The 22689-nt window shown below is 70.2% G+C and carries 17 protein-coding genes; 10 read left to right on the forward strand and 7 right to left on the reverse strand.

Annotated features, from left to right (window positions below):
* Positions 1-7: 7 nt before the first annotated feature.
* Positions 8-1207, reverse strand: a complete 1200-nt coding sequence (locus tag M3190_RS04480; RefSeq protein WP_251578712.1) for a pyridoxal phosphate-dependent aminotransferase — start codon at positions 1205-1207, stop codon at positions 8-10.
* A gap of 49 nt (positions 1208-1256) precedes the next feature.
* Entirely contained in the window at positions 1257-2030 is a 774-nt protein-coding gene (map, locus tag M3190_RS04485; RefSeq protein WP_251578714.1) for a type I methionyl aminopeptidase, read from the reverse strand.
* Positions 2031-2121: 91 nt separating this feature from the next.
* Between map and M3190_RS04490 the strand changes: the two genes are divergently transcribed.
* Positions 2122-3936, forward strand: coding sequence for a DEAD/DEAH box helicase (locus M3190_RS04490; RefSeq protein ID WP_251578716.1), 1815 nt, complete (start codon positions 2122-2124; stop codon positions 3934-3936).
* A 168-nt stretch (positions 3937-4104) separates the two neighbouring features.
* Here M3190_RS04490 and M3190_RS04495 read toward each other — a convergent pair whose 3' ends face one another.
* Positions 4105-5916 (reverse strand): glycoside hydrolase family 2 protein, encoded by a 1812-nt coding sequence (locus M3190_RS04495; protein WP_251578717.1) that lies wholly within the window; start codon positions 5914-5916, stop codon positions 4105-4107.
* A gap of 48 nt (positions 5917-5964) precedes the next feature.
* Positions 5965-6984 carry a LacI family DNA-binding transcriptional regulator gene (locus tag M3190_RS04500; protein WP_251578719.1) on the reverse strand — a complete coding sequence of 340 codons (1020 nt, stop codon included), beginning with the start codon at positions 6982-6984 and terminating at the stop codon, positions 5965-5967.
* Between the two features lie 164 nt (positions 6985-7148).
* Here M3190_RS04500 and M3190_RS04505 point away from each other — a divergent pair, with 164 nt between their 5' ends.
* Genes M3190_RS04505 through M3190_RS04520 form a run of 4 tightly spaced genes read left to right on the forward strand, consistent with a single transcriptional unit; the run spans position 7149 to position 11275 of the window.
* Positions 7149-8450: an ABC transporter substrate-binding protein gene (locus tag M3190_RS04505; RefSeq protein ID WP_251578721.1), complete on the forward strand. Its 1302-nt coding sequence runs from the start codon at positions 7149-7151 to the stop codon at positions 8448-8450.
* Complete coding sequence (locus M3190_RS04510) at positions 8440-9417, forward strand: carbohydrate ABC transporter permease (RefSeq protein WP_251578722.1); 978 nt, start codon at positions 8440-8442, stop codon at positions 9415-9417. The genes M3190_RS04505 and M3190_RS04510 overlap by 11 nt, the downstream gene beginning before the upstream one ends.
* Positions 9414-10301 carry a carbohydrate ABC transporter permease gene (locus M3190_RS04515; protein ID WP_251578724.1) on the forward strand — a complete coding sequence of 296 codons (888 nt, stop codon included), beginning with the start codon at positions 9414-9416 and terminating at the stop codon, positions 10299-10301. The genes M3190_RS04510 and M3190_RS04515 overlap by 4 nt, the downstream gene beginning before the upstream one ends.
* Positions 10298-11275, forward strand: coding sequence for a glycoside hydrolase family 43 protein (locus M3190_RS04520; RefSeq protein ID WP_251578726.1), 978 nt, complete (start codon positions 10298-10300; stop codon positions 11273-11275). Before M3190_RS04515 ends, M3190_RS04520 begins: the two co-directional genes overlap by 4 nt.
* 63 nt (positions 11276-11338) lie before the next feature.
* On the opposite strand, the gene aceB is transcribed toward M3190_RS04520, so the two are convergent.
* Both aceB and aceA read right to left on the reverse strand, forming a co-directional pair.
* A complete protein-coding gene (gene aceB / locus M3190_RS04525) occupies positions 11339-12970 on the reverse strand; it encodes a malate synthase A (RefSeq protein WP_251578728.1) in 1632 nt (543 codons plus the stop codon).
* A 43-nt stretch (positions 12971-13013) separates the two neighbouring features.
* Positions 13014-14330 (reverse strand): isocitrate lyase, encoded by a 1317-nt coding sequence (gene aceA / locus M3190_RS04530; RefSeq protein ID WP_251578730.1) that lies wholly within the window; start codon positions 14328-14330, stop codon positions 13014-13016.
* A gap of 123 nt (positions 14331-14453) precedes the next feature.
* On the opposite strand from aceA, the gene M3190_RS04535 reads away from it, so the two are divergent.
* On the forward strand, positions 14454-15926 hold the full coding sequence (locus M3190_RS04535) for a helix-turn-helix transcriptional regulator (RefSeq protein WP_251578732.1): 1473 nt from the start codon (positions 14454-14456) through the stop codon (positions 15924-15926).
* A gap of 50 nt (positions 15927-15976) precedes the next feature.
* Here the strand turns inward: M3190_RS04535 and M3190_RS04540 are convergent, their stop codons facing one another.
* Entirely contained in the window at positions 15977-17509 is a 1533-nt protein-coding gene (locus M3190_RS04540; protein WP_251578734.1) for a PucR family transcriptional regulator, read from the reverse strand.
* A gap of 96 nt (positions 17510-17605) precedes the next feature.
* Between M3190_RS04540 and gabT the strand changes: the two genes are divergently transcribed.
* Genes gabT through M3190_RS04560 form a run of 4 tightly spaced genes read left to right on the forward strand, consistent with a single transcriptional unit; the run spans position 17606 to position 22676 of the window.
* Complete coding sequence (gene gabT / locus M3190_RS04545) at positions 17606-18964, forward strand: 4-aminobutyrate--2-oxoglutarate transaminase (protein ID WP_251578766.1); 1359 nt, start codon at positions 17606-17608, stop codon at positions 18962-18964.
* 2 nt (positions 18965-18966) lie between these two features.
* On the forward strand, positions 18967-20436 hold the full coding sequence (locus tag M3190_RS04550) for an amino acid permease (RefSeq protein ID WP_251578774.1): 1470 nt from the start codon (positions 18967-18969) through the stop codon (positions 20434-20436).
* The gene (locus tag M3190_RS04555) at positions 20437-21795 is read left to right on the forward strand and encodes a flavin monoamine oxidase family protein (protein WP_251578781.1); all 1359 of its coding nucleotides are present in this window, start codon (positions 20437-20439) and stop codon (positions 21793-21795) included.
* Positions 21792-22676, forward strand: coding sequence for a universal stress protein (locus M3190_RS04560; RefSeq protein WP_251578790.1), 885 nt, complete (start codon positions 21792-21794; stop codon positions 22674-22676). The genes M3190_RS04555 and M3190_RS04560 overlap by 4 nt, the downstream gene beginning before the upstream one ends.
* Positions 22677-22689: the final 13 nt, after the last annotated feature.

Consider the following 22689-nt stretch of genomic DNA (forward strand, 5'->3'; position numbering starts at 1 on the left):
GCGTGCTTCAGCCGAAGAGGCGCTGCAGGCGCTGCACGCCCTCGAGGAGCTGGTCCTCACCCAGGGCGTACGACAGGCGCAGGTAGCCGGACGGGCCGAACGCCTCACCCGGGACCACGGCGACTTCGGCCCGCTCGAGGATGTAGTCGGCGAGCTCCAGCGACGTGTCGATGCGGACGCCGTCCCAGTCGCGGCCCAGCAGACCCGTGACGTCGGGGTAGACGTAGAACGCGCCGAGCGGGTTCGGCACCGTGACGCCCGGGATCTTCGCGAGCTCGGACACGATCAGCCCGCGGCGGCGGTCGAACGCCTGTCGCATCTTCTCCGCCTCGTCCTGCGGGCCCGACAGGGCGGCGAGGGCTGCGCGCTGGGCGATGTTGTTGACGTTGGAGCTGAGGTGCGACTGCAGGTTGCCGGCGACCTTCATCGCGTCGGCGGGGCCCACCATCCAGCCCACGCGCCACCCGGTCATGGCGTAGGTCTTCGCGACGCCGTTGACGAGGATCGTCTGGCCCGCGAGCTCGGGAACCGCCTCGACGATCGACACCGCCCGGGCGCCCTCGTAGACGAGGTTCTGGTAGATCTCATCGGTGATCACCCAGATGCCGTGGGCGAGGGCCCACTCGCCGATCGCCTTCGTCTCGTCGGCGGTGTACACGGCGCCGGTGGGGTTCGAGGGCGACACGAACACCAGGGCGGTCGTCTTGTCGGTGCGGGCGGCTTCGAGCTGCTCGACGGTGACCTTGTATTCCTGGTCCGCACCGGCGAACACCTCGACGGGCACGCCGTCGGCGAGGGCGATCGCCTCGGGGTACGTGGTCCAGTACGGTGCGGGCAGCAGGACCTCGTCACCCGGGTTCACGACAGCCTGGAACGCCTGGTAGACGGCCTGCTTGCCGCCGTTGGTGACGATGATCTGCGACGGTGCGACCTCGAGACCCGAGTCGCGCAGCGTCTTCGCGGCGATCGCCTCGCGCAGCACCGGCAGGCCGGCCGCCGGGGTGTACCGGAAGTTGGCGGGGTCGCGCAGGGCCTCGGCGGCGGCATCGACGATGAACTGCGGCGTCGCGAAGTCGGGCTCTCCGGCGGCATACGAGACGACCGGCCGTCCGGCGGCCTGCAGGGCCTTGGCCTTGGCGTCGACCTTGAGGGTCGCGGACTCGGCGATGGCGGAGAGTTTGGCGGAGACGGGAGCGCGTTCGGTCACCCTCCGAGCGTACCGTCGGGCGCCGCGCGGGTGAGGGGTGTGTCGGGGGTCAGCGCGTCGGGCGGGTGAGGATCTCGTTGCCCGATTCGAGGATGGCCACCGTGTGCTCGGTGTGCGCGGTGCGGCATCCGGTCGCGCTGCGCAGCGTCCAGCCGTCCTCGTCGATCTTCAGCTCGTCGGTGTCGACCATGACCCACGGCTCGATGGCGAGCATGAGCCCCGGGCGCAGGCGGTAGCCGCGTCCGGTGCGCCCGGTGTTCGACACGTGCGGGTCCTGGTGCATCGTCGTGCCGATGCCGTGCCCGCCGAACTCGGTGTTGACCGGGTAGCCGGCGCCGGTGAGCACGTCGCCGATCGCGGCGGAGATGTCGCCGATCCGGGCACCGGGCTGGGCGGCCTCGATGCCGGCGGCGAGGGCCTCCTCGGTCGCGCGGACGAGGGCGTCGTTCTCGGCGTGGGGTGCTCCGCCGACGGTGAAGCTGATCGCGGCGTCGGCGGCGACGCCGCCCGTCTTGATCGCGAGGTCGAGGGTCAGCAGGTCGCCGGCGGCGACGCGCTGGTCGCGGGGCCGGCCGTGGAGGACGGCGTCGTTGACGGCGGTGCAGATGTAGTGGCCGAAGGGACCGCGGCCGAACGAGGGTGCGTAGTCGACGTAGCAGGACTCGGCGCCCGCGCCCAGGATCATGTCCTTGGCCCAGGCGTCGATCTCGAGGAGGTTCGTCCCCGGCTTCACGCGTTCCTTGATGCCGTGGAGGATGTCGCCGACGAGCCCGCCCGTGGTGCGGGCGCGGTCGATCTGTTCGGGGGTGAGGATCTCGATCACGAGGCAGGCAGTCCGTTCCGGTCGGCAGGCGCGACCTCTCATCCTACGCCTGCCCGGATGGTTCCCAGCCCGGCTCCACTACGGTGGGTAGGTGAGTGACCCCCAGACCCCGACCGATTCCGCAGACACCCCCGCCCTCCCCGGCTTCGACGAGCTGGGTCTGACCGGTCCCGTCCTCGCCGCCATCAAAGACCTCGGGTACGAGACCCCCTCGGCCATCCAGGCCGCGACCATCCCCGTCCTCCTCGGCGGCCGCGACGTCGTCGGCATGGCGCAGACCGGCACCGGCAAGACCGCCGCCTTCGCGCTGCCGATCATGGAGAACCTCGACCTGACCCAGAAGACGCCGCAGGCACTCGTGCTGGCCCCGACCCGCGAGCTCGCGCTCCAGGTCTGCGAGGCGTTCGAGTCCTACGCCGCGCGCATGAAGAACGTCCACGTCCTCCCCGTGTACGGCGGACAGGGCTACGGCGTGCAGCTGTCGGCGCTCCGCCGCGGTGTGCACATCGTCGTGGGCACGCCCGGTCGCATCATGGACCACCTCGAGAAGGGCACCCTCGACCTCTCGGCGCTCAAGAACCTCGTCCTCGACGAGGCCGACGAGATGCTGAAGATGGGCTTCGCGGAGGACGTCGAGCAGATCCTCGCGCAGACCCCCGAGGACAAGCAGGTGGCGCTGTTCTCGGCGACCATGCCGGCATCCATCCGCCGCCTCGCGCAGCAGTACCTGCGCGATCCGGAGGAGATCACGGTCAAGACCAAGACCTCCACCAACACGAACATCACCCAGCGCTACCTGATCGTGTCGTACCAGCAGAAGGTGGACGCCCTCACCCGCATCCTCGAGGTCGAGGACTTCGACGGGATGATCATCTTCGTCCGCACGAAGAACGAGACCGAGACCCTCGCCGAGAAGCTTCGCGCCCGCGGCTTCAGCGCGGCGCCGATCAACGGCGACATCCCGCAGCCGCAGCGCGAGCGGAGCATCCAGCAGCTCAAGGACGGCAAGCTCGACATCCTCGTCGCGACCGACGTCGCCGCGCGTGGTCTCGACGTCGAGCGCATCAGCCACGTCGTGAACTTCGACATCCCGACCGACACCGAGTCCTACGTGCACCGCATCGGCCGCACCGGTCGCGCCGGTCGCAAGGGTGACGCGATCAGCTTCGTGACTCCGCGCGAGCGCTACCTGCTGGCGCACATCGAGCGCGCGACGCGTCAGGCGCCCACGCAGATGCAGCTGCCGACGACGGAGGACATCAACTCGACCCGTCTGGCGCGCTTCGACGACGCCATCACGACGGCGCTCGCCGAGACCGAGCGCATCACGGCGTTCCGCGACGTGATCGCGCACTACGTCCGCAACCACGACGTGCCCGAGCAGGATGTCGCCGCCGCGCTCGCCGTCGTGGCGCAGGGCGAGACCCCGCTGCTGCTCGACCCCGAGCGCGACGAGCTCGCGAAAGCGATCGCCGCGGACGCCGAACGGGGCACCCGCAAGGACCGGCCCGCGCGCACCGACGGCGCGCGCGAGCGGCGCGGCAAGGGCGACTTCACGACGTACCGCATCGCGGTCGGCCGCCGCCAGCGCGTCGAGCCGCGTCAGATCGTCGGCGCGCTCGCGAACGAGGGCGGCCTCGGCCGCGACGACTTCGGTGCGATCACGATCCGGCCCGACTTCTCTCTCGTGGAACTGCCGACGTCGATGGACGCCTCGGTCCTCGAGCGCCTCAAGGGCACGCGCATCTCGGGCCAGCTCATCGAGATCCGTCCCGACCGCGGCCGTCCCGGCGGGGAGCGTCCGAAGCGCTCCTTCGAGGACCGCCCGAAGCGCTCGTACGACGACCGCCCCGCGCGCACGTACGACGACCGCCCCGCGCGCAAACCGCGCCACGGCCGCGACTGACGGCATCCGCTCGCACCGCCGCGTGCGCGGATGCAAGGGATCGGGCGCGACATGCCGCGGGTCGTGGTGGCCGGTCGGCGTGTCGGCCCGGATGCATTGCATCGGCTGACGGCGAGCGGATGCCGCGACTGACGGCATCCGCTCGCGTCGGGGCGTTCGAGGATGCCCTTACCCGGCGGCCTCGCCGGTGATCGCCGCACGGATGCGGTCGAGCGGGATCTTCGGGGTGCGGTCCTCGGTCACGAGCCCGTTCGTCTCCTGCAGGGTGTCGCTCAGCTGCGTGTAGCAGAAGCCCGCGAGGGCCTCGCTCGCGTGCACGGCCGCCATCAGGCCCTCGAAGCGCTCCGCGAAGTCGTCGGGTGAGGTCGCGGTCGAATACCCCCAGGCGTTCTCCGCGGACTCGGTGTCGAACGAGATGCCGCCGAACTCGGTGAGCATGACGGGCGCATCCGACACGTCGCCGCTGAGGATGAGTGCCCGCCCCGCGGGGCCGACCGTGTCCATGAGGCGGCGGACGTCGGCATCCGTCGCATACCGACGCTGCACGACATCGGGGCGCCACTCGTAGTCGTGGATCGCGACGATGTCGGTGTCGACCTGCTCCCAGCCGTCGTTCGAGACCACCGGGCGAGTCGGGTCGAGCGCCTTCGTCAACGAGACGAGCGCGCGCGCGAAGTGCTGCATCCGAGGGTCGCTCGCGATGTGCTGCACGCCCCAGCTCTCGTTGAGCGGAACCCACGTGACGATCGACGGGTGCGACACATCACGCCGCACCACGTCGAGCCACTCGCGCGTCGTGCGCTCGATGGCCGTCTGCGTGAACGCGTACGTTCCGGGTGCCTCGCCCCAGATGAGCAGGCCGAGCTGGTCGGCGGCGAGCAGGAAACGCGGATCCTCGAACTTCTGGTGAACACGCGTCGCGTTGAACCCCATCGCCCGGATCAGCTCCGCCTCCTCGCGCAGGGCCTGCGCCGACGGCGCGGCGAGGTGCGATCCGGGCCAGTACCCCTGGTTGAGCACGGAGCGCACGTAGTACGGCCGGTCGTTGAGCCAGAAGCGTCCACGGGCGACGTGGGCGGTGCGGATGCCGAGGTACGAGGCCACGGCATCCTCGCCGACGCGCACCTCGGCATCGAGGAGGCGCGGGTGCTCGGGCGACCACAGCAGTTCCTCGTATGACTGGCCGTTGCGCAGTTCCGCGAGGGCGAGGACGACGGTGAGCTCGCTCTCGGTGACGACGGCGCGGGCGGTAGCGAGCGGACGACCGTCGAGAGAAAGGTCGATCTCGACGCTCACGCCGGCCACCGGCCGCTCCGACAGTTCGATGTCGGCCGTGACGGTCCCGACGCGGGGATCCGTCGTCCACCGCAGCGCGCGAACGTGGAGGGGCGGAACGCTCTCGAGCCAGACCGGCTGCCAGATGCCGGTGGTGCGGTGGTACCAGATGACGTGCGGATCCTCTCGCCAGTCCTGCTTTCCGCGAGGCTGCGAGATATCGAGGGGATCGTCCTCCACGCGCACGACCACGCGGGCCCCGGCGCGCGCGACATGGGTGACGTCGAGGGTGAAGGGCGTGTGTCCGCCTTCGTGCGAGCCGACGAGCGCGCCGTCCACCCACACGTGGCACCGGTAGTCGACTGCCCCGAAGTGCAGCAGGAGACGCCGACCGGATTCGTGGCGGGCGGCCGTCAGGTCGGCGTCGGTGAGATCGCGGGAGTACCAGACGACGCGATGCATTCCGGTGTCCGCGATGCCCGACGCCGAGGATTCCGGTGGGAAGGGAACGAGGATGTCGCGCTGCGCGACGCCGGATGCCGGCCATCCCGATTCGATGCCGCTGTCGGCATCGTCGTGCGCGAAGGACCAGGTGCCGCAGAGGTCCGCCCAGGCGGTCCGCATCAGCTGGGGCCGGGGATATGTGCCGTCTTGCGTGCTGGCACGCACGGCGCCGTGGTCGTCATCGATCATGGCGTCCAGCATGCCTCATCTCGTACAGCGCTGTAAACCGCGGACCTCGCACGATGATCGTCAGGCCGGAGGCGTGAGAGGTGCGCTCTCCCGGACGACGATCCGGTGCGGAGCGATCTCGTGCCGCCCGACCCCGTCGTACCCCGCGATGCGCTCGAGCAGAAGACCCATCGCGCGGGTGAACAGGGCGTCGACGTCGGGGCTGACACTGGTGAGGCTGGGGAACGTGACGGCGCTGAGGCGGGTGTCGTCCCATCCGGTGACCGCCACGTCCTCCGGTACGCGGATGCCGGCTTCGTGCAGTGCCCGCAGCGTCCCCATCGCGGCGAGGTCGTCGCGGCAGACCACCGCGTCGACGTCCCAGCCGGCGGCGAGGGCGGCGCGGACCGCGGCCGCCGTGTCCGCCGCGTCGATGGACGCTGTGGCGACCAGCATCCGCGGATCGCCCCGGAGTCCGGCCACGGTGAGAGCCTCCTGGTACCCCAGGATGCGCTGCCGGGACGTCTCGGTCAGTGCGGTCGTCTCATGCCCGACGAACCCGATGCGGCGTCGCCCCGAGTCCAGGAGATGCGTCGTGATCTCGCGCGCAGCCGCGACGTTGTCGATCATGACGTGATCCATCGTCAGAGGAGCCGGCGTCTCGCCGAGGAGGACGATCGGGATCTCGGAACGGTGCTGAGCGATCTCCGACGGACTCATCCTCGAGGGCTGGAAGAGCATCCCGTCGACCAGACCCGCCTCCGAGCTCGCGATGAGCGCTCGCTCGCCGTCGAGGGTGTCGTCGGTTTCCTCCAGGAGCACGCGATAACCGAAGTCCATGGCGCGACGAGAGGCCACGTGCGCGAGCTCGGCGAAGTAGGGGATCGCGACATCGGCGAACGCGACCGCGACGAAGCCCGTCCTGCCGGTCGCCAAGCGGCGGGCCATGACGTTCGGCCGGTAGCCCAGCTCGTCGATCGCGCGCTGGACACGTTCCCGCATGGCCGCCGAGACGTGCGGGTAGTTGCGGACGACGTTGGAGACGGTCTTCATCGACACGCCGGCGCGGTCGGCCACGTCTTGCAGGCGCGGTCCTCGCATGTGGCTCCCTTCAACGGCTCGCGGCCACAGTACAGCGCGGGACACGCGCTCCTCGCCATCACGCCGCCGACCCCGTTGACATGAAATTTCTAGCGCTGTAAGTTCGACGCACTCACACAGCGCGCTCGGGTGCCGGGCGGGAGTACTCAAAGGAGAGCAATCACATGACTACGCGACTTTCGCGAGGCCTCGGCCTCGGCGTCGCGGCGGCGCTCGCCGTCACACTCAGCGCGTGCGGCGCCTCGGGATCCACGGAGGGCGGAGTGTCCGGCGAGGACTACGACGGTCCCGCCGTCGAAGTGACCTTCTGGCACGGCTGGACGGGCGGCGCTGCGCCGACCATCGTCCCGAAGCTGATCGACCAGTTCAATGCCGAGCACGACAACATCACGGTGAAGAACGTCCCGCAGGAGTGGGCCGACATCGCTTCGAAGATGCCGCTCGCGGTCAAGGCCGGCAAGGGACCCGACGTCGCGGTCCTGCACGGTGACGACCTCGCGACCTACGCGGCGCAGAACCTGCTGCAGCCCGCTGACGAGATCATCGACGGCCTCGGCTACGCGGAGGGGGACTTCCCGCCGGACGTCTTCGAGATGGGCGATTTCCGCGACGCGCAGTACGCGGTGCCGTGGAGCGTCACTCCGCTCGGTCTGTTCGCCAACAAGGGCGTGATGGAGAAGGCGGGTCTGACGGAGATCCCCACCGACCGCGAGGGCTATCTCGCCGCGCTCGAGGCGCTCAAGGGCGCCGGTGTGCAGGGTGAGTGGGTCGACGGATACGTGTTCACGGGGACCTTCGAGTTCCAGAGCCTGCTCTGGCAGTTCGGCGGGGAGCTCTACAACGAGGACGTCACCGAGGCGACGTTCAACTCCGACGCAGGGGTGAAGGCTCTCACGTGGATGACCGACCTCGTCGACAAGGGCTACAGCCCGAAGAACGTCGCACAGGACGGCAACATCAAGGCTCTCCTCGCCGGCGACACCGCGTTCAACTGGAACGGCGTCTGGCAGACGACCAACACCGCCTTCGGTGACCTCGACTGGGCCGCCGCGCCCGTGCCGCAGATCGGTGACGAGAAGGCCGTGTGGTCGAGCTCGACGCACTGGGTCTTCCCCGCCAACAAGGGACAGAGCGCCGACGAGACCTCCGCCGCGGCGACCTTCGTCAAATGGATGAACGACAACTCGGCGGGATGGGCCGAGACGGGCGAGCTCCCGGCCGCGAACTCGGTCCGTGAGGATCCGTCGATCCTCGAGGAGTACCCCAACCTCGAGCCGTTCATGGAGCAGCTCGACTACGCCCACTATGAGACCGTCTCTCCCGGCATCAACGAGGCGAACGCGCTCATCACGACCGCGATCAACGAGGCGCTGACGGGCAAGAAGACTCCTCAGGCCGCGCTCGACGACGCCAAGGCGAAGGCGGACGCCATCATCGAACAGAACCAGCAGAAGTATGGCGATTGACCTCGCCGCCGAAACGGCCGTCCCGGCCGACCGCACCGTCGGTCGGCCGGGGGGCCGCGCCCGGCGACCCGCGCAGCGCCGCCGCACCCTCATCGCCTACCTTTTCCTCGCGCCGTTCCTGGCGCTGTTCGTCACCTTCGTCATCGTTCCGGCGGTCTTCGGTGTGTGGATCAGCCTCACGAACTGGTCGCCGTTCCGTGACAGCCAGGACTTCGTCGGGCTGAAGAACTACCTCGACCTCTTCACGGCGGGGTCGACGACCTCGGCCGACTTCTGGAACTCGATGCGTGCCACGGGACTGTTCGTGCTGCTGAGCGTTCCGTTCCTGGTGATCGTGCCGCTGTTCATCGCCGTCCTGCTCAACCGCAGGCTGCGCGGTGCGACGTTCTTCCGCACGGTCTTCTTCGCCCCGTACGTGCTCGGTGTCGCGATCGTCGGTGTGATCTGGAGCTACGTCTTCGACACACAGTCGGGCATCCTCAACCACATCCTCGGACTCCTCGGCCTTCCCCGTGACACTCCGTGGGTCGTCGACACGCCGTGGGTCTGGGTCTCGCTCGTCGGCGTCACCGTCTGGTGGACCGCGGGGCTCAACACCGTCATCTTCCTGGCGGGTCTCAAAGGCATCAACACCGACCTCTACGAGGCCGCGGCGCTCGATGGCGCGGGAGCCGCCCGCACGTTCGTCAGCGTGACGCTGCCGGGGCTGCGCCCGGTCATGATCTTCATCACGACGACGACGATCCTCGCGTCGGCCAACATGTTCGGGCAGTCGTTCCTGTTGACCAACGGCGGGCCGGGCAACGAGACCCGGACCGCGATCATGTACATCGCCGACCAGGGGCTGTCGCAGAACAACATGGCACCCGCCTCGGCGATGAGCTACGTCCTGTTCGCCTTCCTCGCGATCATCAGCGTCGTCAACTTCCGCTTGCAGCGCGAGCGCAGCGAGAAAGCCGTCTCATGACCGACACCGCCGTTCGCCCTTCGTCCACCGACGCCGACACCGCCCCCGGCCGTCGTCGGTCTCCCCGTCGGGCGGGGGACATCACCGCCTACGCCGTCCTCGGCGCGCTCGCCCTGGTGGTGATCTTCCCGCTGCTGTGGATGCTGCTCACCTCCGTCAAGACCGACGCGGATGCCGTCCGCAACCCGTACGCGCTCCCGGATCCCCCCTCTCTCGAGGCGTACGGAACCCTCCTGCTGAGCGGCCAGCAGCCGATCTTCCTGTGGCTGTGGAACAGCTTCGCCGCCGCGACCCTGCAGACCGTGCTCATCCTCGTCACCGCGTCCATGGCGGCATACGCTCTGGCCAGGCTGGAGTTCGCGGGCAGGAACATCGTCTTCGGACTGATCATCGCGACGCTGCTCGTGCCGCCGGTCGTCTTCCTCATCCCGAACTACCTCATCGTCGAGAACTTCGGGTGGCTCGACACGATCCTCGCAATCACCGTCCCCGGAGCAGCCAGTGCGTTCGGGGTGTTCTTCCTCCGGCAGTTCTTCCTCGGCATCCCGCCCGAGATCGAAGAGGCGGCCCGTATCGACGGTGCCGGGGACTTCCGTATCTTCTTCCAGGTCGCCCTGCCCCTGGCGAGGCCTGCTCTGGCGACGCTCGCCGTGCTGTCGTTCCTCGGCAACTGGAACGATTTCCTCTGGCCGGTGTACGTGCTGCTCTCACCCGAGAACATGACCCTGCAGCCGGGCCTCGCGATGCTCCAGGGCGCGTTCCGGACGCACTTCGGCATCGTCATGGCGGGGGCGACGATCGCCTCGATCCCTGTCCTCATCCTCTTCGCTTTCGCGCAGCGGCAGATCGTCGACTCGGTCGCCGGGGCGGCGGTCAAGGGATGAGACGCACGGCTCAGCTGGTCGCGCTCGCGCTGACGGGCGTCCTCGCGATGAGCGGATGCGGCGCCGCATCGCAGTCCGCGTCGACGCCGTCGGCCGGCACGGCGGCGGGAACGGGCTTCGTGCTCGACGAGGACTTCCCCGACCCCGACGTCGTATCGACGGATGCCGGCTATGTCGCGTTCGCCACGGGGAGCCACGGCCTGAACATCCGCGTCGCGACCTCCGAGGACCTCGATGCGTGGACCGTCGACCGGCGCGACGCCCTTCCCGCGCTCCCGGCGTGGGCGTCGCCGGGGCGGACCTGGGCGCCCGAGGTGACGACGCTCGGCGACGGGTACGTCATGTACGTGACGGCTGAGCACACCGCCTCGGGGCGCCAGTGCATCGGCGTCGCGGTCTCACCCAGCCTCGACGAGCCGTTCACCCCGGCATCCGACGAGCCGCTCGTGTGCCCCGTCGAGGAGGGCGGAGCGATCGACGCCGCCACGTTCGACGACGAAGACGGCACGCGCTACCTGCTGTGGAAGACCGACGGCAACTGCTGCGCCCTCGACACGCGGCTGATGATGGCGCCGTTGACGGCCGACGGGCTGTCGCTGGCCGACGCGCCCGTCGCCCTCCTCACGCAGGACCAGCCGTGGGAGGGGGCGCTCGTCGAAGCACCCACCCTGGTCGCCCGCGACGGGGGCTACGCGCTCCTCTACTCCGCGAACGACTACGGCGGCGATTCGTACGCCGTCGGCGCGGCCTGGTCGGACGAGCTGGAGGGCCCCTACCAGAAGCAGCCCGAGCCGATCCTCACGACCTCCGGCAGCGACGGAGCGTTCCGTGGACCGGGCGGCCAGGACGTCGTGTCGACCGCCGACGGCGATGTGCTCGTCTTCCACGGCTGGGACGAGCAGTACATCTATCGAGGTCTGCACACCGCGCCGGTCCGCATCGGGTCGGCCGGGGTGACCGTCGACATCGGCTGACGCCTGGCCGGTGCGGGGGTGGGAGGGGTGCCGGGCATCCCTCCCACCGATCCGCGTCGGAGCTCACTCCACGAGGAAGTGCGCGTACGCGCCGAGGGTGAGGAACGTCGGGTAGTCCGCCCCGAGCGCGACCTCTCGGAACACCTCGGCCGCATCGTCGAACCGGTCGCGGTCGTGACGCGGCACCTCGCCGAGCACCTGCGCGATGAGGCCCTCGACGTAGTCGCGCGTGATCGGGGTGCCGTCCTCGGTCGCGCGGTCCTGGTGGATCCACTGCCAGATCTGCGAGCGGCTGATCTCGGCGGTCGCGGCATCCTCCATCAGTCCGTCGATCGCGACGGCACCCAGCCCCCGCAGCCATGCCTCGACGTAGCGGATGCCGACTGAGACGTTCCCGTGCACGCCCGCCGCCGTGATCGGCAGGCCGATGTGGCAGTCGATGAGCTGGGCGGGTGTGACGGCGACGTCCTCGCGCCGTCGGTCGACCTGGTTCGGCCGCTCACCGAGCACGGCGTCGAATTCGGCCTGCGCGACGGGGATGAGGTCCGGGTGCGCGACCCACGTGCCGTCGAACCCGTCGCCCGCCTCGCGCCGCTTGTCGGCGGCGACCTTCTCGAACGCATTCCGGGTCGCGGCTTCGTCGCGGCGGTTCGGGATGAAGGCGCTCATGCCGCCGATCGCGAACGCTCCCCGCTTGTGGCAGGTCTGCACCAGCAGCTCGGTGTAGGCCCGCATGAACGGGACGGTCATCGTCACCTGGCTGCGGTCGGGCAGCACGAACCGGGCTCCGCGACCCCGGTAGTTCTTGATCATCGAGAAGATGTAATCCCATCGCCCGGCGTTCAGTCCCGCGGCGTGGTCGCGCAGTTCGAACAGGATCTCCTCCATCTCGAACGCGGCGGGCAGCGTCTCGATGAGCACGGTCGCCCGGATCGTCCCGTGCGGGATCCCGAGGAACCGCTCGCTGAAGGTGAAGACGTCGTCCCACAGCTTCGCCTCTTCGGCCGATTCGATCTTCGGCAGGTAGAAGTAGGGCCCGCGACCATCGGCGATGAGGCGCTCGGCGTTGTGGAAGAAGTAGAGCCCGAAGTCGACGAGTGAACCGGATGCCGCGAGGGTCCGCCCGCGGCGATCGGTGACGTCGATGTGCTTCTCCATGAGGTGCCAGCCGCGCGGGCGCATGACGATCGTCGGGGTCCGCTCGGCGGTGACCTCGTAGACCTTGCCCTCGGGACTCGTGTGGCGCAGCTCGCCGCGGATCGCGTCGCGCAGCGACAGCTGGCCCTCGATGACGTTCCGCCAGGTGGGGCTCGTGGCGTCCTCCTGGTCGGCGAGCCAGACCCGCGCGCCGGAGTTCAGCGCGTTGATCGTCATCTTCGGGTCGGTCGGTCCGGTGATCTCGACCCGCCGGTCCTCGAGCCCGGGCCCGGACCCGGCGACGCGCCAGTCCGGGTCCTCGCGGATGTGCGCCGTGTCGGAGCGGAACGTCGGATCCTGTCCGTTGCCGATCTCGAAGCGCCGCCGCATTCGATCGGCGAGGCGGTCGTGCCGACGCCCGCCGAAGCGCTCGTGCAGCTGCGCGACGAAATCGAGCGCACCGGGCGTGAGGATCTCGTCGTAGCGTTCGCGGATCGGTCCGCGGACCGTCAGTGTCGTCGTCGTCGTGGGCGGGGGAGGGGTGTCGATGAGGGTCATGTCGTACTCCTGAGGAAGGGGGATGCCGGGGCATCCGGTCATGTCAGTGGAACTGCGCCGTCTCGGTCGATCCGACCAGGGCGAGGGTGGCGCTGTCGGGGTTGAGCGCCGTCGACACGAGGTCGAAGTAGCCGGTTCCGGCTTCCCGCTGGTGCTTGGTGGCGGTGTAGCCGTCGTTCTCGGAAGCGAACTCCGCCTCCTGCAGGGCCACGTACGCGGTCATGCCGCTCTCGGCGTAGCCCTTCGCGAGGTCGAACATCGAGTGGTTGAGGGCGTGGAAGCCCGCGAGGGTGATGAACTGGAAGGCGTAGCCGAGTTCACCCAGGTCGCGCTGGAAGGTGGCGATCTGCTGGTCGTCGAGGTGACGCTTCCAGTTGAAGCTCGGCGAGCAGTTGTAGGCGAGCAGCTTGCCGGGGAAGCGCTCGTGGATCGCCTCGGCGAATGCCCGCGCGAGTTCGATGTCGGGCTCGCCGGTCTCGACCCACAGCAGATCGGCGTAGGGGGCGAAGGCGAGGCCGCGGCTGATGACGGCGTCGAGCCCGGGCCGCACGCGGTAGAACCCTTCGCTCGTGCGCTCGCCGGTCGTGAACTCCTGATCGCGCGGGTCGACGTCGCTCGTGAGCAGATCGGCGGCGAGGGCGTCGGTGCGGGCGATGATGACGGTCGGCACGCCGGCGACGTCGGCGGCGAGCCGGGCGGCGTTGAGCGTGCGGATGTGCTGCTGCGTCGGCACGAGCACCTTGCCGCCCAGGTGCCCGCACTTCTTCTCGCTGGCGAGCTGATCCTCCCAGTGGATGCCGGCGGCCCCCGCCTGGATCATCGACAGCGCCAGCTCGTAGGCGTTGAGCGGTCCGCCGAAGCCCGCCTCGGCGTCGGCGACGATCGGGGCGAGCCAGTCGCGGGTCGCGCCGCCCTCGGCGTGCTCGATCTGGTCCTGCCGCGCGAGTGCGTTGTTGATGCGTCGGACCACCGAGGGCACCGAGTTGGCGGGGTAGAGGCTCTGGTCGGGGTAGGTGTGCCCTGCCAGATTGCCGTCGGCGGCGACCTGCCACCCCGACAGGTAGATCGCCTTGAGGCCGGCGCGCACCTGCTGCACGGCCTGACCGCCCGTGTAGGCGCCGAGCGCGTTGATGTAGTCCTCGGTGTGCAGCAGGTTCCAGAGGTTCTCGGCGCCACGACGCGCGAGCGTCGATTCCTCGCGAACCGAGCCGCGCAGGCGGATGACGTCCTCGGCGGTGTAGGTGCGTTCGATGCCGTCCCAGCGCGGGTCGGCATCCCATTCCGCCTGCAGGTCGGCGGCGGTCTGCGTCTGGTCGCCGGCGCGCATCGGCCGGGCGGCGGGTGTGGTGGGGAAGGTCATGGTGTCCTCCGGTGGGGTCGGGAGCGGGTCGTGACACCACTGTGCGAGAAGAACGTGCCCTACCGATGGCGCGGGCGAGGAGAAGATTGCGCGTTCTTCTGTTCCCGTGACACACTCCCGGACATGACGATCGACGAAGATCGGGTGGATGCGGCGTCCGCGGAGCCCGGAGCCGACGCGCTGAGCATCGGCCGCCGGATCCGGCAGGTGCGCACCGCCCGCGGCATGACCCTGGACGAGCTGGCCGCCGCCGTCGCGCGGGCACCGAGCCAGCTGTCGATGATCGAGACCGGCAAGCGCGAGCCCAAGCTGTCGCTGCTGCAGGCGATCGCCCGCGCACTCGGGACGACGATCGACGCGCTCATTGCCGCCGAGCCCCTCGACGAGCGCGCGACCCTCGAGATCGCCCTCGAACGTGCGATGAAGGGTCCGACGTTCCAGGCGCTCGGCATCCCGCCGTTCCGCATCGGCAAGTCCGTACCGGACGCAGTGCTCGAGACCCTGCTCTCCCTGCACGGCGAGATCGAGCGGCTGAACGACGAGCGGTCGGCGACGCCGGAGGAGGCACGTCGCGCGAACGTCGAGCTCCGGCACCTCATGCGCCGGCAGGACAACTACTTCGCCGAACTCGAGGAGCAGGCCGAGCGCATCCTCGCGGCCGTCGACCACCCCGGCGGACCGCTCACGCAGCGGACCGCGTCCGAGATCGCGGCGCACCTCGGCTACTCGCTGCACTACGTGTCTGACCTGCCGGCATCCACCCGCTCCGTCGCCGACAACCGCACGGGGCGGCTGTACCTCTCGAGCACGATTCCAGGGCGGGGCGATTCGCGCACCCCCGTGCTGCAGGCCCTCGCCGGTCGCATCCTCGGGCACGTCGAGCCGCGCTCGTACGCCGAGTTCCTGCGGCAGCGCGTCGAGACCAACTACCTGGTCGGGGCGCTCATGGTGCCCGAGTCGCACGCCGCGGCGTTCCTCCAGGACGCGAAGTCGCGCCGGGCGATCTCGATCGAGGACCTGCGCGACGCATACTCCGTCTCGTATGAGACCGCCGCGCACCGCTTCACCAACCTCGCGACGCGGCACCTCGGCATCCCGGTCCACTTCCTGAAGGTGCACGAATCCGGCACGATCACGAAGGCGTACGAGAACGACGACGTGAACTTCCCGGCCGACCGGTTCGGGTCGATCGAGGGCCAGCTCTGCTGCCGTCGGTGGACGAGCCGGGTCGTCTTCGACATCCCCGACAAGTTCAATCCGTACTACCAGTACACCGACACGGGAAACGGGACGTACTGGTGCACCGCGCGAGTGGAGTCCTCGAGCGACGGCGCCCACTCGGTCAGCGTCGGCGTGCGCTTCGACGACACGAAGTGGTTCATCGGGCGCGAGACAGCGAACCGCGGGGTGTCGCGGCACGGCGTCGACGTCTGCTGCCGGCGCCCTCCCGCCGAGCTCGAGCGCACCTGGCGCGACCAGGCCTGGCCGAACGTCCGGACGCCCCGCACGCTGCTCGCGACCCTGCCGACCGGGGCCTTTCCCGGGGTCGACACGACGGACCTGTACGAGTTCCTCGAGGCGCACGCGCCGGAGTGAGCTATCCGCCGTTCGGCGGCGTCCGCGACGGCCGCCAGCGTGCCCGTGCGTCAGCCTCCGAGCTGGAGGGCGGCCCACACCTCGGCGCGGCCGGCGAAGGAGGACAGATCTGTGCCGAGCACCCGCTCGGCGGCGGAGAGGCGGCTGCGGACGGTGTGTCGGTGCACGCCGAGGGCTGCCGCGGCGCCGTCGTTCGAGCCGTCCGCGGCGACCCATGCGCGCAGGGTCTCCTCGAGCCGCCCGCCGTGCTCGCGGTCCTGCCGACGCAGCGGTTCGAGGAAGGCGGCGGCGACCGTGGGGGCGGTCCCCGCCGACAGCGCCGACAGGATGCCGCCGGCCTGCACCTCCGCGAAACGTGCGACACCAGCACCCGCCGCCCGGCCGCGCGCCGCGCGGGCCTGATCCACCGCCCGCGCGAACGCGGCGTACGGTGCAGGCTCGGACACTCCCAGCCGCGCCTCGAAGCGGTCGGCGAACTCGTCGAGGGAAGCGGCGGCGGATGCCGGGACCACGATCACGACGTCGTCATCGACCCCGCCGAAGAACAGGCCCCCGTGGCGCTCCTCGGCGCGGAGCTCGAGCAGGTCGAGCAGGGAGTCCGCGCGTCGGCCGGCGGCATCCGTCACCGCGACGACCACCGGTGCGGCGGGCAGGGCGCCCCACACGTCCCGGGAGATCTGGCGGGCGAGTGCCGGGTCGCCGGTGAGGAGCGACCGCACCATCCCCGAACGCAGCGCCTTGCGTGCGCGCGACAGACGCTGGTGCTGCTCGAGCGCGAGCCCCGCCATCGCGATCACCGCGGTGACGACGTCGCGGCCGGCGCGGTCGAGCTCGCCCGCGGCGATCGCGAGGACACCGCGCAGCTCGCCGCCGCGTCCGAGGGTCTGCAGGGTGAACGCGTCCGTGTCCGAGTGCAGCGACGACCCGGCGCGCGCGCCGCGCCGGAGCACCGCACCCACCTCGGTCCGCAGCGTCTCGGCCGCGCCGGGGGAGAGCGCGCCGACCGGGTGCTCGCGCACCAGCTCGCCCGCGGCGTCGTACATCCCGACCCACGTGTCCAGCTGCTTGGCGAGCTCGGCGATCGTGGCGCCGAGACCGTCGGGCCGCAGGGCGGCGAGGGCGAGGGCCCGCTGTGCCGAGAGCGCCCACGTGCGCCGCGCGTACGCCTGCGCCGCGACCGCCTCGGCGTTCGCGCGGGCGACGGCGATGAACGGCGTGCTGTAGGGGACCTCGAAGAGGGGCAGCCCCGCGTTCCGGCACGCCGCTGCGAGCCCCGAGGGGATGCCGTCGCGCACGACTTCGGTCCCGAATCCGAGCGCCGCGACGCCGCGGTCGACCAGGCGCCGCACGTACGCGTCGAACGGGTAGTCCTCACCGGCCGGGAACTGCGTGCCGGTGGTCAGCAGGACGAGGTCCTCGGCCAGGAACGGTGTCGGATCGTCGAGGTCCGAGCTGTGCACCCATCGCGTGGGTCGGTCCAGGGCTCCGGGCCGGAGCGCGTCCTCGCCGTCCGCGAGTCGCAGCGCGAGCTCGCGGCGCGCGAGCAGGGCGCGCAGGGTCGGCTCCGCATCACGGGTGACCATGTCGGCTCCCTCCCGGTGTACGCGATGTACAGCGATGAACCGAGAATAGACGTCATGGCGAATGACCGCGCGTCCGGTCGCCCCTACGCTCGCCGCATGAGCACCTCGACCGCAGCCGTCACCACGCCCCTGGGCGGACCGTCCCTTCCCCAGGAGCGCCGCCTCGAGACCGCGATCCCGGGACCCCGCTCGCAGGAGCTGCTCTCGCGCAAGGCCGACGCCGTCGCTGCGGGTGTCGGGCACACCGTCCCGATCGCTGCCGTCGCCGCCGGCGGCGGCGTGGTCGTCGACGCCGACGGCAACTCGCTGATCGACCTCGGCTCGGGCATCGCCGTCACCACCGTGGGCGTCGCGCATCCGAAGGTCGTCGAGGCGATCGCCGCGCAGGCGGCGCAGCTGACGCACACGTGCTTCATGATCTCGCCGTACGAGTCGTACGTCGAGGTCGCCGAGAACCTCAACCGGCTCACCCCCGGCGACCACGCCAAGAAAAGCGCCCTGTTCAACTCCGGCGCCGAGGCCGTCGAGAACGCCGTCAAGATCGCCCGCAAGTTCACCGGCAAGCAGGCCGTCGTCGCCTTCGACCACGCCTACCACGGCCGCACCAACCTCACGATGGCGCTCACCGCCAAGTCCATGCCCTACAAGAGCGGCTTCGGTCCCTTCGCCTCCGAGATCTACCGCGTGCCCGGTTCGTACCCGCTGCGTGACGGACTGTCCGGCGCGGATGCCGCGGCCCGCGCGATCTCGATGATCGAGAAGCAGGTCGGTGCCGACAACCTGGCCGCCGTCATCATCGAGCCCATCCAGGGTGAGGGCGGCTTCGTCGTCCCCGCCGACGGGTTCCTGTCCGCGGTCGTCGACTGGTGCCGCGAGAACGGCGTCGTCTTCATCGCCGATGAGGTGCAGTCGGGCTTCGCCCGCACCGGCGCGATGTTCGCGAGCGAGCACTTCGGCATCGTTCCGGACCTGATCACCACGGCCAAGGGCATCGCTGGGGGAATGCCCTTGGCCGCGGTCACGGGACGCGCCGACATCATGGACGCGACGCACACCGGCGGCCTCGGCGGCACGTACGGCGGCAACCCCGTCGCGTGCGCGGCCGCGCTCGCCGCGATGGACGCGTTCGAGAACGACGGTCTCATCGAGCGCGCGCAGCGGATCGAGGCGCTGCTGACGGCTCGGCTCGGCGCGATGGCGGCATCCGACCCCCGCATCGCCGAGGTGCGTGGACTCGGCGCCATGATCGCGATCGAGTTCGTCGACCCGACGACCGGGGCGCCGGACGGTGCGCTCACGTCCGCGGTCGCGAAGGCCTGTATCGCCGAAGGGGTCATCGTGCTCACGTGCGGCACCTACGGCAACGTGATCCGCTTCCTGCCTCCGCTGTCGATCAGCGACGACCTGCTGACCGAGGGCCTCGACGTCCTCGCGCAGGCGCTGAAGACGGTCTGAGTATGGCGGGGTCCGACAACTGGTCGCAGCCGGTCTCTCCCGAGACGTCGGCGGGGCTCGGCGCGGTGACGCAGGCCCGCTCCAACAAGCTGCGCTCGCGTCACGTGACGATGATCACCCTCGGCGGGATCATCGGGGCGAGCCTGTTCGTCGGGTCCGGAAATGTGATCCGCGAGGTCGGACCGGCCGCGATCGTGTCGTACCTCATCGGCGGCCTGCTCGTCTTCTTCGCGATGCGGATGCTCGGCGAGATGGCGGCGTCGCGCCCCGCCATCGGATCTTTCATGGAGTACGCGCGCGTCGGACTCGGTGACTGGGCCGCCTATCTCGTCGGCTGGCTGTACTGGTACTTCTGGGTCGGCGTGCTCGCCTATGAGGCCGTGCTCGGCGGCGAGACCCTGCACACCTGGCTCCCCGCGCTGCCGTCGTGGGCGTGGTCGCTGATCCTCATCGCGATCTTCGTGGGCACGAATGTCATCTCGGTGCGGACCTTCGGCGAGGTGGAGTTCTGGCTCGCCAGCATCAAGGTGCTCGCGATCGTCGTCTTCCTGGGCGCCGGCATCCTCTTCGCCCTCGGGCTCTGGCCGGATGCGACGTTCGCGGTGCCGAACCTCTGGGAGCACGGCGGGTTCGCTCCCAACGGCATCGGCGTCGCCTTCACCGGCGTCGCGCTCGTGATCTTCTCGTACTTCGGCACCGAGATCGCCGTCATGGCCTCGGCCGAGTCCGTCGACCCGGCCAAGGGGATCCGGCAGGCCACGAGCACGATCATCTGGCGGATCCTCCTCTTCTTCGTGGGGTCCGTCCTGGTCATCGTCACCGTCGTCCCGTGGGACGAGCTGCCCGTGCCGACGGACGTCGCGAACGCGCCCTTCACGATCGCGCTGTCCCGCTTCGGCATCCCCTTCGCCGACGTGATCATGCAGCTGGTCATCTTCACCGCCGTGATCTCGGTGCTCAACTCCGGCCTGTACTCGGCCTCGCGCATGTTCGCCGCGCTCGCCGACAAGGGGTTCGCCCCGAAGGTGGTGGCCCGCCGCTCGCGGACAGGTGTGCCGGTGTTCGCCCTCTTCGCGTCGACGATCGGCGGGCTGATCGCGACGCTCGTGAACTTCGTCGCGCCGAGCTCGGGCATCTTCGACTTCATCATGAACTCGGCGGGTCTGGTCGCCCTGTTCGTCTACGTCTTCATCGCTCTCACGCAGATGCGGCTGCGGCAGAAGATGACGCCCGACGAGGTCGCCGCGTTGAAGCTCAAGGTGTGGCTGCACCCGTGGCTGAACATCCTGCTCATCGCCGCGATCGTGGCCGTGGTCGCCATCATGCTGACGACCGAGTCCGGCCGCGCCCAGGTGTGGACCAGCCTCATCGCGACCGCCGTCCTGCTCGTGTTCTGGCCGCTCGTGCGGCGCAACCTCCGTCGCCGGCCCGACCACGCGCCGACGACCACCTCGCTGACGAAGGAGCCGTGAATGACTGAGATCACCCGTGACGTCGTGATCGTGGGAGCGGGCGCCGCCGGGCTCACCGCCGCGAACGAACTGCGCAAGGCCGGCCTGTCCGTCGCCGTGCTCGAGGCGCGCGAACGCGTCGGCGGGCGCCTGTGGACCGACGTCATCGATGGCGCGATGCTCGAGCTCGGCGGCCAGTGGGTCTCGCCCGACCAGGACGCGCTCATCGACACCGTCGCCGAACTCGGCCTCGAGACCTTCAGCCGCTACCGCGAGGGCGACAGCGTCTACGTCGGGCCCGACGGCACCGTCTCCCGCTTCAGGGGGGAGATGTTCCCCGTGAGCCCCGAGACCGAGCGGACGATCGACGAGATCACCCGCCGACTCGACGCGATGGTCGCCGAGATCGACCCCGACCGGCCGTACGCGCATCCGAAGGCCGCCGAGTGGGACACCATCACGTGGGATGCGTGGCTGCGCCAGCAGACCGACGACGACGAGGCGGTGCGGAACCTCGCCTTCGCGACCGGGTCGGCGATGCTCACCAAGCCGACGCACGCGTTCTCGCTTCTGCAGTCCCTCCTCATGGCCGCCAGTGCGGGCAGCTACTCGCACCTCGTCGACGCGGACTTCATCCTCGACAAGCGTGTCGTGGGGGGCCTCCAGCAGGTGCCGGTCCTCCTCGCCGAGCGCCTCGGCGACGACGTCCTCCTGAACCGTCCGGTGCGCACGCTCGAGTGGTCGGATGCCGGTGTCACGGTGCACGCCGAAGGACTCACCGTCCGCGCCCGCAGCGCGATCCTCGCGCTCGCGCCCGTGCTCTACGACCGGATCTCGTTCGTCCCCCCGATGCCGCGCCTGCAGCACCAGATGCACCAGCACATCTCGATGGGCTTCGTGATCAAGGTGCACGCGGTCTACGAGACGCCGTTCTGGCGTGAGAAGGGGCTCTCGGGCACGGCGTTCAGCCCGTACGAGATCTGCCACGAGGCGTACGACAACACGAACCACGAGGACCCCCGCGGCACCCTCGTCGGCTTCGTGTCGGACCGGAACGCGGACGACATGTTCCGGCTCAGCGCCGAGGAGCGCAAGGAGCGCATCCTCGAGTCCCTGTCGCACTACTACGGCCCCGAGGCGAAGGACCCGGTCGTCTACTACGAGAGCGACTGGGGCACCGAGGAGTGGACCCGCGGCGCGTACGCGGCGAGCTTCGACATGGGCGGACTCCACCGGTACGGCGCGGATGTGCGCACGCCCGTCGGTCCGATCCACTTCGCCTGCAGCGACATCGCCGGCGCCGGCTACCAGCACGTCGACGGGGCGATCCGCATGGGCCGCCTCGCCGCCCGGAACATCCTCGCGGACGGCCGGGTATGAGCGGCCGCATCGTCGTCGGGTACACCGCGACGAAAGCCGGCCGCGACGCGGTCGCGGTCGCGGGTGGTCTGGCCGCGGCATCCGGCGCGGAACTCGACATCGTGCTCGTCCTGCCGGGCGAGGGACGCAGCGTCATCACCCCGCCCGACGCCTCCTACGACCGGTACCTGCTCGGCCAGGCCGAGTCCTGGCTCGCCGAGGCCACCGCCGGCGTCCCGGCGGGCGTCGTGCACCGGGAGCACGCGCGGTACGCCGACTCGTTCGCGGAGGGCCTCGTCGAGGCCGCCGACGAGTTCGGCGCCTCGCACCTCGTGGTGGGCGCGGCCGACGGGGGAGCGCGCGGTCGTCACCGGCTCGGGTCGACCACCAGCCAGCTCCTGCACTCGTCCGACGTCCCGGTCGTCCTGGTGCCGCGCGGTGCCCGCAAGCGGGTGACGGATGCCGGTGTGCCGCGACTCACCGTCGCGGTCGGCACGCGGGCCGGTGCCGACGTCCTCCTCGAGGAGGCGGTCGCGCTCGCGACGGCCACGGGGGCGTCGCTGCGGCTCGTCTCGCTCGTCACAGTCGACCTGCCGCCGTCGGTCGACACCGGCGTCATCCGCCTCGCTGGAGCCGCCCACGCCGAGAAGGTCCTGGACGACGTGCTCGCCGCGATCCCCGAGGGCGTCCGGGCCGACATCGTGACGGCGAAGGGCGACAGCATCGAGGACGCCGTCGCGCACCTCGACTGGCTGCCGGGCGAGCTGATCCTCGTCGGTTCGAGCCGCCTGGCCCAGCCGCGTCGCCTCTTCCTGGGTTCCGTCGCGGCGAAGCTGCTGAGCGAGATCCCGGTCCCGATGGTCGTCGTGCCCCGCACCCGCACCCCCGAACAGTCCCGCTGACCCGAAGGAGCTC

This window comes from Microbacterium oleivorans, from assembly GCF_023715745.1.
GTDB classification, from domain to species: Bacteria; Actinomycetota; Actinomycetes; order Actinomycetales; family Microbacteriaceae; genus Microbacterium; species Microbacterium oleivorans_D.